This is a genomic window from Calditrichota bacterium (assembly GCA_014359355.1).
Classification (GTDB): Bacteria; Zhuqueibacterota; Zhuqueibacteria; order JANLFK01; family Oleimicrobiaceae; genus Oleimicrobium.
The window spans coordinates 1-15,139 of sequence record JACIZP010000103.1 but is presented as its reverse complement, the minus strand read 5'-3'; the positions used below and the strand labels follow the sequence as shown (position 1 = coordinate 15,139).

Annotated in this window: 12 protein-coding genes; 6 read left to right on the top strand and 6 right to left on the bottom strand. The window is 60.5% G+C overall.

All coding sequences use genetic code 11. The annotated features are described in order from the left end of the window. Both H5U38_04290 and H5U38_04285 read left to right on the top strand, forming a co-directional pair. Positions 1-443, top strand: a 443-nt coding sequence (locus tag H5U38_04290; protein ID MBC7186239.1) for an SAM-dependent chlorinase/fluorinase, incomplete at its 5' end; no start/stop codon positions are given. After that, positions 443-1,336: a site-2 protease family protein gene (locus tag H5U38_04285; protein MBC7186238.1), complete on the top strand. Its 894-nt coding sequence runs from the start codon at positions 443-445 to the stop codon at positions 1,334-1,336. The genes H5U38_04290 and H5U38_04285, both read left to right, overlap by 1 nt. Before the next feature lie 40 nt (positions 1,337-1,376). On the opposite strand, the gene H5U38_04280 is transcribed toward H5U38_04285, so the two are convergent. The 6 genes from H5U38_04280 to H5U38_04255 form a co-directional block, all read right to left on the bottom strand. Continuing rightward, entirely contained in the window at positions 1,377-3,074 is a 1,698-nt protein-coding gene (locus H5U38_04280; protein MBC7186237.1) for an amidohydrolase, read from the bottom strand. 356 nt (positions 3,075-3,430) lie between these two features. Then, on the bottom strand, positions 3,431-6,619 hold the full coding sequence (locus H5U38_04275) for an efflux RND transporter permease subunit (GenBank protein ID MBC7186236.1): 3,189 nt from the start codon (positions 6,617-6,619) through the stop codon (positions 3,431-3,433). A 14-nt stretch (positions 6,620-6,633) separates the two neighbouring features. After that, a complete protein-coding gene (locus H5U38_04270; GenBank protein MBC7186235.1) occupies positions 6,634-7,944 on the bottom strand; it encodes an efflux RND transporter periplasmic adaptor subunit in 1,311 nt (436 codons plus the stop codon). A 43-nt stretch (positions 7,945-7,987) separates the two neighbouring features. Continuing rightward, positions 7,988-9,244 carry a TolC family protein gene (locus H5U38_04265; GenBank protein ID MBC7186234.1) on the bottom strand — a complete coding sequence of 419 codons (1,257 nt, stop codon included), beginning with the start codon at positions 9,242-9,244 and terminating at the stop codon, positions 7,988-7,990. Between the two features lie 11 nt (positions 9,245-9,255). Then, complete coding sequence (locus tag H5U38_04260; protein MBC7186233.1) at positions 9,256-9,537, bottom strand: metal-sensitive transcriptional regulator; 282 nt, start codon at positions 9,535-9,537, stop codon at positions 9,256-9,258. Between the two features lie 71 nt (positions 9,538-9,608). Next, positions 9,609-10,004 carry a DoxX family protein gene (locus tag H5U38_04255; GenBank protein MBC7186232.1) on the bottom strand — a complete coding sequence of 132 codons (396 nt, stop codon included), beginning with the start codon at positions 10,002-10,004 and terminating at the stop codon, positions 9,609-9,611. Positions 10,005-10,813: 809 nt separating this feature from the next. On the opposite strand from H5U38_04255, the gene H5U38_04250 reads away from it, so the two are divergent. From H5U38_04250 to H5U38_04235, 4 genes are all read left to right on the top strand, one after another. Further along, positions 10,814-11,797, top strand: coding sequence for a carbohydrate kinase (locus H5U38_04250; GenBank protein ID MBC7186231.1), 984 nt, complete (start codon positions 10,814-10,816; stop codon positions 11,795-11,797). 56 nt (positions 11,798-11,853) lie between these two features. Beyond that, positions 11,854-12,525, top strand: coding sequence for a hypothetical protein (locus H5U38_04245; GenBank protein ID MBC7186230.1), 672 nt, complete (start codon positions 11,854-11,856; stop codon positions 12,523-12,525). Between the two features lie 52 nt (positions 12,526-12,577). Continuing rightward, positions 12,578-13,888, top strand: coding sequence for an aminotransferase class V-fold PLP-dependent enzyme (locus tag H5U38_04240; GenBank protein MBC7186229.1), 1,311 nt, complete (start codon positions 12,578-12,580; stop codon positions 13,886-13,888). 12 nt (positions 13,889-13,900) lie between these two features. Beyond that, the coding region (locus H5U38_04235) for an MATE family efflux transporter (protein ID MBC7186228.1) at positions 13,901-15,139 on the top strand (1,239 nt) is incomplete at its 3' end.

Sequence of the window (15,139 nt, the reverse complement as noted above, 5' to 3'; positions counted from 1 at the left end):
ACTCGTGCCTTGCGGAGGTGAGCGCAACATTCCACGGACGGGACGTCTTTGCCCCCATCGCGGCGCACCTCTCCTTGGGCTTGCCCTTGGAGGAGCTGGGGCCGCGTGTCGAGTCGGTGGTGAAATTCGTCATTGTGCAGCCTGTGGTGGAGGGCCGGAGAGCGAGGGGTCAGGTCGTGTATTTCGACCGCTTTGGCAATGCCATTACCAATCTGCCGCGCGGGCTCGTTGCGAGCGCCGCTCAGAGCGAGGTGAGGATCGTCGTGGGGGGACACACGGTTTGGGGACTAGCGCATTGTTACGAGGAGGGAGCAGAAAAGACGCCCATCGCCTTGTGGGGAAGCAGCGGGTATTTGGAAATTGCGGTGCGCAGGGCCAGCGCGCGCGATCTGTTAGGCCTGACGAGGGGTCAAGAAGTGGTCATTGAATGGCGAGGAGCGTGATGAGGTTTCCTGAGCTTCCGGATGGCTTGCCGGAGTACTATCCGCCTGCTTCTCCAGCTTTCCGCCCCAGCCGGCGCGCGCGTCTCTTTTATCGGCTGACTCCGCACCGACCGCTCATCAACCTGCTGCTCTTTGTGGCCACGGTTGCATCCACCTTCCTTGTGGGTGGAGCGGTGTATTGCCTGTCGATTATGAGCATCCTGCTGGCGCACGAGATGGGGCACTATCTGATGTGCCGGCGACATGGGGTCGGGGCCACGCTGCCCTATTTCATCCCATTTCCATTTCCGATGCTCAATCCTTTCGGTACCCTGGGGGCGGTGATTCGCATGGATGCGCGCATGCCTGACCGGAGGGCCCTCTTCGACGTGGCCGTGGCTGGGCCGTTAGCTGGATTGAGCATTGCCGTGCCCGTTATCTTCTTCGGCTTGCAGAGTTCGCAGATCGTGGCGAAGGCGGCCGCCGGACCGACGGTGCTCTACCTTGGGGAGTCACTCCTCTTCAAGCTGATCGCCAAGCTCGCTGTGCCGGGGCTCACGCCGGACATGGACATCATGCTCGGGCCCATGGCGTTCGCCGGCTGGGCCGGGCTGTTCGTCACCTCCCTCAACCTCCTGCCCATTGGCCAGCTTGATGGTGGCCATGTGCTGTACGCTCTGTTTGGGCAGAAGGCGCAGCGGGCTTACCTCTTCATTCTCATCGTGTTTGGCATCGTGACCCTGGTCTTCTACCCTGGCTGGGCGTTGCTCATCGTGTTACTGGTGGTGTTTGGCTTTCGCCACCCTGTGCCTCTTGACCCGTGGCTTCCCTTAGACGGCAAGCGCAAGGCGTTGGGCTACGCCATGCTGGTGATTTTCGCGATTTCTTTCACGCCGGTGCCGTTTAAGATTTGAGTCCTCTGGTGGGGCTGTCCTCGCCGGAAAGCCAGTGCCTCTATTCCCGCGTGAAGACAATCTTCCCACCGACGACTGTCATCACCACCTGTGCCTCCGCAATTTCCTCAGGCGGGATGCGCGTGATGTCGCGGTCCAGAACGGCAAAGTCAGCCAGTTTGCCAGGTTCCAGCGTGCCCTTTTCTCTCTCTTCGAATGAGGCGTATGCGGCTTTCGCCGTGTAGGCGCGCAACGCTTCTTCCACCGTGATCTTCTGCTCCGGTACCCAACCTTCCGGATTCATGCCATCGATGGTCCGCCTGGTCACCGCTGCGTAGATGCCCAACAAGGGGGAAGGTGGCGCCACGTACCAGTCGCTGCCAAACACCACGTGGGCGCCGCTGTCTATGAGCGAGCGGAAGGCGTAGGTGGTCTTGATGCGCTCGGAGCCAATGACCTTTTCCGCCCACCGTCCGTCGTCGATGGCGTGGTACGGTTGCATGCTGGCGATGACCCCCAACTGCGCAAAGCGCAGAATATCGGCAGGGCGCAGGTGTTGGGCGTGCTCAATGCGGAATCGCCGGTCGCGCTGGCCGTTCTGGGCAGCCACCCGGGCATAGATGTCCAGCAGCAAGGCATTGGCGCGGTCGCCGATGGCGTGTATGGCCACCTGCAGGCCCGCGGAGTCTGCCTGGCTGACCCAGCGGAGAAGGTCTTCTGGCGTGTTCACCAGCAGACCAGAGTCCCCCGGAGCATCGGTGAAGGGCTCGAAGAAGGCAGCCGTGTGGGAGCCGAGTGAGCCATCCACAAAACCTTTGACCATGCCGATGCGCAGCCACTCATCGCCGCGACCGTGGGCGCGCACCTCGTTGGCGAGAAGCTCCGCGGTGGCAAGTGGCACCGCCGCGTAAATACGGGTGAGGAGCTTGCCTGCGGCGTGAGCACGCCTGAACAGGGCCAAGTCATCCCAGGTGCCCATGTGGTGCACGCTGGTCACGCCCTGGCTGGCGACGTAGTTCATGGCTGCCTGCAGCGCCCGCTCCTTTTGGCTTTGATCCGGCTCTGGCACCACCCGGTCAATGAGCGCCATGGCATTGTCCTTGAAAATCCCGGTGGGATTGCCTTGCGCGTCACGGACGATCGTGCCCCCTTCCACGTCGGGGGTCTTTGCGGAGACGCCTGCAGCCTGCATGGCCAGGGAGTTGGCCAAGGCCATGTGCCCGTCAAGGCGGCTTACCCACACCGGATTGCGCGTGGACACGGAGTCGACCCACTGGTGCGTGGGGAGCTCGCCTCCCCAGAGGGCGTGGTCCCAGTCGCCGCCGGTGATCCAGACGCCAGGGCCTACCTGCTCAGCATATTCCTTGATGCGTTTGATGAACTCTGCGGGTGTGGAAGCATCGCGCAGCTGCACCGAGGAGAGGCGAAAGCCACCCTCGAGAAAGTGTACATGGCAGTCGATGAAGCCGGGGACCACCATCTTCCCCTGGGCGTCGATTACTCGCGTGCTGGCGCTGGCAAGGCGACTCACCTCCGCGGACGAGCCCACTGCGGCAATGCGATCGTTGGCTACGGCAACGGCTTCGGCCCAGGGTTTGGTCTCGCAGCCTGTCCAGACACGGGCATTGGTAATGATCATGGTCACGGGGGCGTCTGGCGGCTTTGCATGACGAGAGCATGTCGAGAGAGCGAGGGACAGGATTGTGATGCCAAGCGCCAGGGCGGTTTGCCACGAAGCCTCACCGACGCGAGTGTGCATTCGTTGGCCCTCCTTTGCGACGTTTTCGATGTCTGCCCGCTGAGCCGCCGCGTGGACCTTCTTAGGGTCCCGGCTTCCTCACGTGGTGCCGCGAAGAACCTCTCGGTTCTCTGACTCTCTTTGCGCGGCAGCCCAGCCCGTCCCAAGAGAGCACCGGTGAGCGCCAGTGCTGTTGCCAGCATCTTCCTCCACGCCGACGAACGTAGACCAGCCACGGGAATGCAGATGGCCGCGTGGGCCGTATCCCCTCACCCTCGGCGAGGCCACTAGTCAGGCGCTCGTTACGCTCTCAGACCACCGGACCGTCGCCGTATGAGAGTGCACCTCACCAGGGGCCAACTGTTTCTGACCTCCCTTCACCTCCTCACCTCCTTGGCCCATTTCCACAGCAGAAATACCGCTGGGTACACCAGGAGCTCCATCACGAAGCTTGTGAAGATTCCCCCTACCATGGGAGCCGCAATCCGTTTCATCACGTCCGCGCCAGTCTCGTGGCTTTGGGCCCACATGATCGGCAAGAGTCCGATGAAGGTGGTCGTGACCGTCATCATCTTCGGGCGGACCCGCCGGACGGCACCGTGCATGATGGCCTCTTTGAGGTCCCCCAGTGACCGCATGAGCCCTTTCCTCCGCCGCTCCTCGTACGCGAGGTCCAGGTAAAGGAGCATGATCACGCCCGTCTCGGCGTCCACGCCCAGTAAGGCGATGATCCCCGCCCAGACGCCGAGACTCATGTTGTAGCCGAGCAGGTAGAGAAGCCAAACGGCACCCACCAGCGAGAAGGGCACGGCCAAGAGCACGATGAACGTCTTCGCGAAGGATTGCGTGTTGAAGTACAGCAGCAAGATGACCAGGAAAAGCGTGAGCGGCACAACCAGCATCATCCTCTGCTTCACGCGCGCCATGTACTCGTACTGGCCAGAAAAAGCCAGCGAATAGCCCTGGGGTAGCGCGAGTTGCTGGCTCAGGGCGCTCTTGACGTCCCGCACGTAACGACCGATATCGCGACCCGTCATATCGACGTACACGTAGCCCGTCAGGCGTCCGTTCTCGTCCCGGATCATGGAAGGACCCAAACGAAGTTTCACCTCGGCCACCTGGGAAAGGGGAATTTGAGCGCCCTTGGCGGTGGCAACGTATACACGACCCAGCTCGTCCACGTCATCGCGCAACTCCCTCGGGTAGCGAACGTTCACCGTGTAACGCTCCCTCCCCTCGACGGTCTGGGTGACGGCTTCGCCTCCGATCGCCGCCATGATCGTCATCTGCACATCTTCGACCGAGAGACCGAAGCGAGCCAGCTGTTCTCGATTTAGCTCGATGTCAACGAAGTAACCGCCGCCGGCACGCTCGGCAATGACGCTCCTCGTCCCCGGAACGGTGGAAACAATGCGCTCGATCTCCGTCCCGATGCGCTCAATTTCCCGGAGGTCATCGCCGTAGATCTTGATCCCAAGCGGAGTGCGTACCCCGGTGGTGAGCATGTCGATACGGCCCTTGATGGGCATCGTCCAACTGTTCACCACCCCAGGCAGCCGCAGGGCCTCGTCGAGACCGCCCTCACCATAGATCAGCTCCTCCCAGGAGATGCGATCCGGCCAAAAGATGCGAAGCGGCGCCTGGAGGAATTCTGGCACCACGCTGGAGTACCACCGGGGCTTCTTCCGCCACTGGTTCTGCGGCTTCAGGAGGACCGTGGTCTCCATCATGGAAAAAGGGGCGGGATCTGTGGAGGTCACGGCTCTACCCGCCTTCCCAAAAACGCGTTCCACCTCGGGGAAGCTCTTCAGGATTCGATCTTGGACCTGGAGCAGATGCGCGGCTTCCGTGACCGAAATGCCCGGCAAAGTCGTGGGCATGTAAAGGATGGATCCCTCATTCAGAGGCGGCATGAACTCCGAGCCCAGCCGGAGATAGATGGGTACGGTCGAAAGAACGATGGCTACCGCCGCAAGGACCGTCAGCCATGGCCTCCGGAGCAACCGGCCGAGGACGGGCTCGTAGATGCGGAAAAGAAAACGGCTGACCGGATGCTCCTCCTCGGATCGGATCCTCCCCCGGATGAAAAGCCCCATCAAAGCAGGAGCCACAGTGATGGCCACAATGGCCGCGAAGGCCATGGAGAAATTCTTCGTGAAGGCGAGCGGCTTGAACAGCCTCCCTTCGTACGCTTCGAGGGTGAAAATGGGCGTGAACGCTACGGCAATGACCAATAGGCTGAAGAAGATGGGTCGGCCCACTTCCCTCGCCGCAGCGACCAGCTCCTCAAATCGTGAGCCCTCGCCACCGCTGTGCGTCTCCAATCTCTTATGCGCGTTCTCCACGAGCACGATGGAGGCATCCACCATCGCGCCAATGGCGATGGCGATCCCACCGAGGGACATGATGTTGGAAGTCAACCCCATATAATACATCGGGATGAAGGCCAGCAGAACCGCCAGGGGTAATGTCACGATGGGGATAGCGGCAGAGCGGAGGTGCCAAAGGAACACGATGACCACAACCGAAACGACTGCCATCTCCTCGAGCAGCTTACTCCGCAGAGTCCCAATGGCTCGCTTGATCAAATCCGAGCGATCGTACGTGACCACCACCTCCACCCCATCGGGCAACTTGACTTGTTTGAGTTTTTCCTTTACCCGTTCGATCACCCGGAGCGCGTTCTCTCCGTACCGCATCACGACGATGCCGCCCACAACCTCGCCGCGACCGTCGAGTTCGGCTACCCCTCTGCGTATTTCCGGCCCGACTACCACCTCCGCCGCATTGCCGATGGTCACGGGGACGCCGCGTTGGTCCACCTTGACCACCGCTTGCTTGAGATCCTCCACGGAGCGGACATATCCGCGACCGGTAACCATGAATTCCGTCCCCGCGATCTCGAGGAGGCGCGCGCCGACCTCCGCATTGGCTTTGCGCACGGCCGCCACCACCTCCCCCAGAGAGACTCCGTAGGCCAGCAAGGCTTCGGGTCGGACGATCACCTGGTACTGCTTCTCGAAACCCCCGACACTGGCCACCTCAGCGACCCCCTCGACCGACTGCAACGCGTATTTCAGGTGCCAATCCTGGAAGCTCCGCAGCTCCTGCAAGGAGTGCTTGCCATGGCGGTCGACAAGGGCGTACTGGAAAACCCACCCGACCCCGGTGGCATCGGGGCCGAGCTCGACCTTCACACCTTCCGGCAGGGCAGGCGTCACCTTGCTCAGATACTCCAGGACCCGAGACCGTGCCCAGTACACGTCAGTGCCATCCGCGAACAGCACGTAGATGTACGAAAAACCATAGTCCGAGAAGGCACGGATGTCCCGGACCTTGGGAGCGCCCAGTAGCGCACTGACTATCGGATAGGTCACCTGGTCTTCGATGATGTCCGGGGGTCGATCCCAGCGGCTGAAAATGATCACCTGGGTGTCGGAAAGGTCGGGGATGGCGTCGAGGGGGACTCGCCGGATGCACCATAGGGACCAGAGCAGAACGACAATCACACCCAGGAACACGAACAGCCGATTCCTCGCCGACCAGTCGATGATTCTCTCGATCATGGATGGGCGCTCCCTCAATGCGCATGAGCCCGGCTAAGGGCCAGTCGAAGCTTGCTCTCCGAGTCGATGAGGAAGTTAGCCGAGGTAACCACACGCTCTCCGGGAGCGATATCGCCGAGAACCTCGATGAAATCGTTGGTCCTCGCGCCGGTGCGAATTTCCCGAGGCTCTAACGTTCCCTCCCCTCGATCCACGAAGACCAGGTAGCGCTCCCCCGAAAAGACCACAGCCTGTTCCGGCACAACCAGTCGCTCGCCGAGGTCCGCAGAAACCTCTACGGAGGCATACATGCCCGGCATGATCCGGCCATCAGGATTGGCGAGCGTCACCCTGACCTCCGCCGTTCGCGTCGCCTCGTCCAGGTAGGGATTGATATAGTCGACGGTACCGTGCAACTTTCTCTCCGGCTCGCCCACGAGCTCGACGGCAACCCGCTGCCCCAGTCGTAGGAAAGGCAAGTCCTCCTCGTAAACCGCAGCTCGCAGCCAGACCCGTGAGATATCCGCGACGCGGTAAAGAGTCTCGCCCGCCTCGATGTGCTTCCCCTGGAACACCGTCTTGTCGATGACAAAGCCGGTCACTGGAGAGGAGAGCGTGACCACGCGAAATGGGACCCCGTTCCTCTCGAGCTCGCCAATCTGTGTTTCAGAGAGATCCCAAAGCAGCAGCTTCCGTCGGGCCGCTTCCAGAAGCTCAGGGGAAGAATCTTTCGCCCGAAGCGCCAACAGGTACTCCTCTTGCGCCGCTACAAGCTCGGGGCTGTAAACGGCCAAGAGAGGCTCCCCAGCCCGGACCACCTTGCCAACGAAATCCACGTGGAGAGATTCAACCCAGCCGGAAAACTTCGTGTTCACCTCCTTCAGCCGGGTTTCGTCGTAGGTGATGCGACCAACCAGGCGGATCCGCTTTTCGAGCTTCCGCCGTTCTGCCACTCCAAAGGTCACGCCGATCGCCCGAAGTTTCTCCTGAGGGATGTGTAGGGCCCCATGCTGCTCCCGCTCGGTCTCTTTCCCCTCAGGCTTCACCGGAACCAGATTCATGCCGCAGATCGGGCAATTGCCCGGCTTGTCCGAGGTGTATTCCGGGTGCATCGGGCAATGGTACACGGTTTTCTGCTCCTCTTTGGAAGGGGCAGAACCCTCCGGCGGAGGACCCGGCTCGTGCTCCATGTGCGGAGCTTGCTCGCTGGGCATCGCGTGTCCCGCATGCTCTTGGGCCTCTGGCTTCTTGGAACTCGTCTCCTTTTTCGCGCAGGAAACCCACAGCAGGCCTGGAACCAAAGCCGCCATCAGAACCCACATCCAACCGCGGCGTGCCGCTTTCATTGACGAACCTCCTTTTGTTAGACCAAGGGCTCATTCCCCATGGTCATTCGCCCCCGAGGATCTCCGAGGCAGTGAGCTCTTCGATCTTCGCAACGGCCATCCAGAGCTCAGCCAATGTCTTAGCGTACTCCATCTCGTAGGCGATGAGGGATTCGATGTCCGAAAGCAGGCTCAAGAAGTCCGCCCGTCCTACCTGGTAGCTGGAGGTCGTCGCCTGCAGGGATTGCCGAGCCTGAGGAATTAGCTTGTCGCGGTAGAGGGCGACGCGCGCTTCGGCGCTTCTGGCCGCTACAAGGTTCTCGTGCAGGGCAGCGGCGATTTGATTTCTCAGATCCTGGATCCGCAGCCCTGCGCTCTCCTCTTGCAATCGGGCCTCCAGCAAGAGATTCCGTTCCCGTTTCCAGAAGTACAGGGGAACCTCGACTCCCACCATCGCTTCGTACACGTCCTCGTACCGCCCACGGAACATCTTCCCTGCTTGAACCATGAAGTCCGGCAGGAAGCTGGCCCGCGCGAGGCTCTCATTTGCCTTCGCCTTCTGCCCCTCCAGTTCGAGCCGTTTGAGAGCTGGGTTGACCTCTTGCGCCCTGTTAAGGAGTTCCGAAACTTCCAAGCGCGAGGTTGAGACGGAGAGAGCTTTAGTCTCGACTTCTACCGAGTCGGGCGGCAAGGAAAGCAGAGCGGCGACCCGCGCTTGCAATTCCGCCAGCACAGCCTGAACGTCGAGGAGCAGTTCATCAGTCTTCGAGATTTCCACCCGGGCCTTGAAAAGGTCCGCCTGCGTACCCTGCCCCACCGTGTAGCGGGCCTCGGCCAGGCGCAGCCCTTCTTCAAGCAGGGCTCTTTTCTCTTTCAGTAGCTCATGGGACCGTCGGTAGTAAGAGAGCTTTGCGTAGAGCTCTTTGGCCTCCCGTACGAGAGCGAGCCTCGTCTCCTCGGCCATTTGCGCGTGCTGGCTCGCCTCCACGTGTGCCACAGCTCGGCTCAGTTTCAGCTTGTTGGGGAACGGGATCTTTTGGCTAACCGAAACGTCGAGGCCACTCATCATCTCCTCACCCACCGTGAGTCGGTCCCAGCCCACATTCTTGAGTCCAAAGGAGAGGCTGGGGTTTGGAAGCACGCCAGCAGCTGCGGCCCGTCTAGTCGACGCATCGGCTTCCCGGCGCTCCGCTTGCAGCCTGGGGTTCCGCTGCAGCATGAGGGAGACTAGCCCGCTCAAGTCGGTAACTCTGCGTTGCGCCTCTACCGGCCGGCTGATAATCAGGCTGAACAGGACGAGTGCCAGCGACAGTTTTCTCATTCCTGGCCTCCTCAGCGTGGCGCCTTGCGTAACAGCTCTATGATCTCCTCGATCTTCCTCGTTCGGTCCTCGTTGGCACCCGTCGCCAACGATTCGTAGACGCAGCTGCGCAGATGGCGCTCCAGAATGTTCTCGTGTACCCTTCGGAGGGCTCCTTGCACTGCGGCAATCTGCGTGAGGATGTCGATACAATAGCGCTGTTCCTCAACCATACGGATCACGCCCCGGATCTGCCCTTCGATTTTCCGTAGCCGATCCAGCTCCTGCAAATGGGTGGTCTTGTGGTGCTTCATACGCCTTTCCTGGCAGGAGTGAAGTTCTTTCAAGCCCGGGAGTCGGGTCAGTGCCGGAATGCACGACCCTTCTATGCTCCTTTAGGCCGAGTGCTGCGGAGGTCTACACTCACCGGGCCAGGACCAAAATATGCCAGCAAGAGTAGGCCACCGAGAATAGCCAGATTCTTCATGAACATGATCATCTGGGTCTGGTCAGAAAAGTTCGTGTGGAAGATCAGCGTAGCAGGGATAAGGAAAACGACAAGAGCAAGAGCACCCCACTTCGCCTTGTATCCAAGTAAGATGGACAATCCGCCACCGATTTCAAGAGCGATGGCGCAGACCAGAAATAGCCCTGCCAACGGCATCCGATGTGCCGCCATGTACTGCTGAGTGCCAGCGAAGTTGGCAATCTTCCCGAGTCCCGACATCAGAAAGACTGCCGACAACATAATCCTGCCGATTGCCGGAATAAACTTTTGCATGGTAGCACCTCCATTCAGTTCGCAGCCTCGACAACCAACGCAGAGAGGTTCATCAGCGGCATGCCTGCGTCACCAAGGCAACGCGTTCAGCATTTCCTTCGTCCGCAAGGACACGGGTTCGAATACTTTCTGCGAACCTCCGCTGCATTGCTGCCTTTTTGCCTTCGCATCTCCACTACCAACGAGTGGCAGCTTCTGGTTCTGATTCCCCAGGAGCCCTCTCGGTCATGAATGGCCCAAAGGTCCTTGCCTCGCCTTCCTCGAGTCTTTTGCCAAAACCATCTTGGTTGATTCCTCGATGACGGAAGCAGTCTCCTGCAGCAAGCGGACCATGCATACCCCTACCCCGTAGCCGTAACTTAAGAAATCGGCCTGTGATTGTCAAGCACTTTTTTTTCCACAATGCGGCTGCCCCTTGCGAGCCACAAGTGCCGATGGCCCCAAGGGTCCCCCTGATCCCCGGAGGGGTCAGATCAGTGGCCATGACCCTCCTCCGGCTCCACCCCTAAGCCGTTTGCCAGGCTTGATCATCCAGGCCTTTGCTCCTCGGTTTCAGTCAAGGGATCGAGTGAGAATTCCAGCGGCTGAGGTCGCTCGCATGCCATCACGGAGTCAAATGAGCTCTCGGATGGTCGAAGCTGAGGGGGAGGCGAAGAAGGCATGCAGAGGACTCGTCGCCTGGTCCGTTGCCTTCTTGGGCAAACTCCTTGCAAATTGCCCGCGAATTTATTACTTTTCGCTGGCCAGTGGGGAAACGCGCGGAACAAAGTGGACCAAGCAGGAACGCGGACCAAAGGAAAGGGACGGAGATGGATTTGCCAGGGGGCAGGAGGCGTAGGCCACACCGTGCAACGGCGAAAAAGAAGTTCATCGTAGGCATCGGCGAAGTGCTGTGGGATCTCTATCCTGACGGGAAATATCCAGGGGGAGCCCCCGCCAATTTTGCCTACCATGTGCACCACCTTGGGCAAGAGGCGTGCATCGTCAGTCGAGTGGGGCGCGATGAGCTGGGTGACGAGCTAACCGAGCGCCTGAGCATGGTCGGGCTGGATACCAGGTTCATCCAGCGCGACGCAGAACGACCCACCGGGACTGTCAAGATAAGTCTTGACCGCCAGGGAGTGCCCAAGTTCCAGTGCACCGAGGACGTTGCCTTTGACTACCTGGAAGCCGCTCCGCAATGGCAGTCGTTGTACACGAAGGTCGACGCGGTGCTATTCGGCACGTTGGCCCAGCGCCGAGAGGGCAGCAGAAGGGCGATCAGAGAGTTCCTTGCCCAAGTTCCCTTTGCGCTGCGCATTTACGACGTGAACATCCGCGGATGGGACCACATTACCCGCCAGTTAGTCCTCGACTCGTTGCCCTTGGCAAATGCGCTCAAGCTCAACGAGGAGGAGCACGACGTGCTCCGCGCTGCCTTTCACTTTCAAGAAGCGCAACCTGCCTCGTTTCTCCGCTTCTTGGTGAAAGAGTTTGACCTGCGGCTAGTGGCACTCACGTTGGGCAGCGAGGGTTGCGTGCTTGTGGACCAGAACGAGGTTGTTTACGAACCCGGCTTCCCCGTTGAGGTGGTCGATACCACCGGCGCAGGCGATGCCTTTGCCGCTGCACTCGTCGTCATGTTTCTGGAAGGGATGCCGCTGCGTGAGGTGGCGCGGTTTGCCAATGCCTTAGGGGCGCTCGTGGCCACCCGCAAGGGCGCAACGCCAGGATGGAACCTCACGGAGCTGCGGCGTTTCATCAGCTCCACGAGCACGAAAGTGTGGTCGGAGACCTATCGGGAGTTCGGATAGGGAGATTCTTTGGTGCGCCTCCGCCAAAAGAGAAGGGACGAAACGTCAGGGAAGTCATGAAGCGGACGATGCTTGTACCCGTGGGACTGCTGGTCGTCGGGCTTGCCGTAGTGGTGGCGTTGGGCTTCTACCTCCGCACATTCGAGAAGCAGTCCAAACTGATGCGCGAACAGATAGTGCCAGTGCCAGATGAGCCTGCGGTCACCGTGACGGGGCAGTACTTCTTCGATACTATCGACAGATTTAGCTTCAAAGTTCCAACGGATGGGTGGCAGGTCCGTGTGCTTGCGCGGCCTGACACTCTCCCTCTGGAGATACCCACGCGTGCAATGCTCAAGAACATGGTGCCTCTTGCGGTGGTTAGTCGTGTTGCCGGAGCGGACACGATTGCCATGGTCACCGTGGGGGTCATGCGGCAGACGGTGCTGCGCAACGCCGAGGACAGTGCAATCCAGATGTTGGGGGAGCTCATCGGTCAATATGAGCGCGGGCCTGCGCGCCTGCGTCTGCTCAAAGAGGTGACCACGGCTGGAACTGGCGTTCATGCGGTGGCCTACTTCATGGTTGTCCTCCCTCAGGAGTCATCCGACTCCTTTCCGGTATGGGTGTGCGGCGTCACAACCCGTGAGCGTCTGAGCGTCATCTTTCTGGAGCAAACTACCGAGGCTCGCTATCCTGAGGTGCGGGCCGATTTCGAGAGGATTGTGGAGAGCTTCCGCTGGTTGTGATGGGCGCTTTCCATTTGCCTGGAAGATGGAAAGGTGAAGAGGAGGTAGCTTGATGATTGTGTTGACGGACATGGATACGCGGCGCTCCTTCCTCCGCAAAATGGCAGCTGGCAGCTTGGCTGCCTCGCTTGCCTTCCCACTGCGGAAGGCGTTTCCCTCGTCGGGCTTGGATCCCCGTGCGCTGAGCCGTGCCGACGGCGGCTCGCCGGAGGACGAGGACTACTGGCGACTGGTGCGGCAGCACTTTCCCCTCACCACCGAGCGGACTTACTTTAACAACGGCGGATTGGGCCCTTCACCTCGCACTGTCCTCGAGGCTTACCGGGAGGCTTGCCTGCGCCTCGAGAAGATTTGCGAAACCGGCCACGAAGAGATTGCTGGGGTGCGGGCAAAAGCCGCTTCGTTCTTGGGGTGCGACCCCACTGAGATTGCGTTCACCAGAAATACGACCGAGGGGATGAACATTATCGCCTGGGGGCTTCCTCTGCGCAAGGGGGACGAGGTGGTAACGAGCACCCATGAGCACCCGGGTGGAGCTATCCCCTGGCTGGCAGTGGCCAAAGAGAAGGGCGTAGTCGTACGGCTCTTTGAGCCTGCGAGAACCAAGGAGGAAAACCTCCGCGTCATCGAACGGAGTCTGACGCGCAAGACCAAGGTGCTCTCGCTCAGCCACATCACCTGCACGACTGGGCTGCTCTTCCCGGTGAAGGAAGTCTCGGCGCTGTGTCGCCAACGCGGCATATGGCTGGTATTGGACGGGGCCCATCCGCCGGGCATGATTCCGGTGAACCTGCACGAGTGCGGCTGCGACTTTTACGCGACCTCCGGTCACAAATGGCTGCTCGGCCCTAAGGGGACCGGCCTGCTCTACATTCGCAAGGAGATGTTTGAGGTGTGGCGGCCCACCTACGTGGGTGCCTATTCCGACGCCAAGTACGACTTGGACACCCTCACCCTTGAGTACCGGCGCGAAGCGGAGATGACCGAGTACGGCACCCGCAACACACCGCTCATCCTGGCACTTGGTGCGGCGTTCGATTTTCTTGCCGCCATCGGCATGCCCCGAGTGGCAGCGCGCGGGCGCTTCCTGGCGGAAATGCTGAAGAAGGAATTGGCGGCTATGCCCACCGTCGAGATTCTCACCCCCATGGAACAAGATTCGTCGGCTTCCATTGTCACTTTCCGTCCTACGGAGATGAAGACCGGTGCTCTCCTTGAAGAGCTCAACAAGGAAGGCTTCAGGGTTCGGTCGGTGGGCGAGCATCGTCTGGACGCCATTCGGGTCTCAGTGCACGTCTACACCAGTGTCGCGGAGGTGGAGCGCTTCTGCCATGCGGTGCGCCGCATCACCTCGGGCTCTTAAGTGGGGCTGCAGTTGGGCAACAATGACAGTGCAGCCGTGCATGCGGCGAACTCCGGTGTGTGGCGGCGATGGAGCGCTCCGGGCGGCTACGCAGAGCTCCTCCGTGTGGGGGTGCCTCTCATCCTCAGCACCGGTTTCTGGAGCATCCAGCAGTTTGTTGACCGCATGTTTCTCTCCTGGTACTCGGCGGAGGCAGTTGCTGCCGCCTCCCCTGCCGGCCTCGTCTCTTGGACTATTGCCAGCGTCTTTGTGGGTACTGCCAGCTACGTGGACACTTTTGTGGCGCAGTACTACGGTGCGCGCCAGTGTGACCGCATCGGCCCGGCAGTATGGCAAGGGGTGTACCTGACGTTGATCGCGGCGGTGGCAGGGGTAGGTGCCTTCCTCTTTGCGAAACCGCTGTTTACTCTGACCGGACACCCACCTGCGGTGCTTGCTCTGGAGGTGCGCTACTATCGAGTGTTGTCGCTGGGCATGTTCGCTCCGGTGCTGGGCTCTGCTTTGTCGAGCTTTTTCAGCGGCAGGGGCGACACCTGGGTCGTCATGTGGGCGAACGCCGTCGCTACCCTCACCAACGTCGTGCTCGACTATGCGTTGATCTTTGGCAAATGGGGCATGCCTGAGTTGGGGATCACCGGTGCGGCTCTGGCTACCGTGACCTCGGGATTAGTGGCGGTGGGAGTCTACGCAGTGCTCTTTCTCCGCCAGCGGCATGATCGCGAGTTCCACACCAGGAAGGGATGGCGCCTGGATGGGGAGTTATTCCGGAGGCTGTTGCACTATGGTCTTCCCAGTGGCATGCACTTCTTCTTGGACATCCTTGGCTTCACCGCCTTTGTCATCATTGCCGGCCGGCTGGGTACCGCCGAACTTGCCGCTACGAACATCGCTTTCAACATCAACTCACTGGCCTTCTTGCCCCTCTACGGCATCGGCATTGCCGTGTCCATCCTGGTGGGGCAGTGGATCGGAGCTGACAGGCCAGACTTGGCTGAGAGGAGCGCATGGTCTGGATTTCAGGTGAGCGCAGCCTACATGTCGCTGTTCGCTCTGGGGTACCTGGTGTTCCCACGTGTGTTTCTCACGCCGTTCGCCGCTCAGGCCGACGCTGCGCAAATGGCCAAGGTGTTTGCCACTGCTGTAGTGCTCCTCCGCTTTGTGGCTGCATACTCCCTTTTTGACGCCATGAACGTCATCTTCGGCTCGGCCATCAAGGGGGCAGGCGACACGCGCTTCGTGGCACTGGTCAAC

Coding starts and splice junctions, on each gene's coding strand:
- H5U38_04285 (MBC7186238.1), top strand. CDS start 443: ATGAGGTTTCCTGAGCTTCCGGATGGCTTGCCGGAGTACTATCCGCCT.
- H5U38_04280 (MBC7186237.1), bottom strand. CDS start 3,074: ATGCACACTCGCGTCGGTGAGGCTTCGTGGCAAACCGCCCTGGCGCTT.
- H5U38_04275 (MBC7186236.1), bottom strand. CDS start 6,619: ATGATCGAGAGAATCATCGACTGGTCGGCGAGGAATCGGCTGTTCGTG.
- H5U38_04270 (MBC7186235.1), bottom strand. CDS start 7,944: ATGAAAGCGGCACGCCGCGGTTGGATGTGGGTTCTGATGGCGGCTTTG.
- H5U38_04265 (MBC7186234.1), bottom strand. CDS start 9,244: ATGAGAAAACTGTCGCTGGCACTCGTCCTGTTCAGCCTGATTATCAGC.
- H5U38_04260 (MBC7186233.1), bottom strand. CDS start 9,537: ATGAAGCACCACAAGACCACCCATTTGCAGGAGCTGGATCGGCTACGG.
- H5U38_04255 (MBC7186232.1), bottom strand. CDS start 10,004: ATGCAAAAGTTTATTCCGGCAATCGGCAGGATTATGTTGTCGGCAGTC.
- H5U38_04250 (MBC7186231.1), top strand. CDS start 10,814: ATGGATTTGCCAGGGGGCAGGAGGCGTAGGCCACACCGTGCAACGGCG.
- H5U38_04245 (MBC7186230.1), top strand. CDS start 11,854: ATGAAGCGGACGATGCTTGTACCCGTGGGACTGCTGGTCGTCGGGCTT.
- H5U38_04240 (MBC7186229.1), top strand. CDS start 12,578: ATGATTGTGTTGACGGACATGGATACGCGGCGCTCCTTCCTCCGCAAA.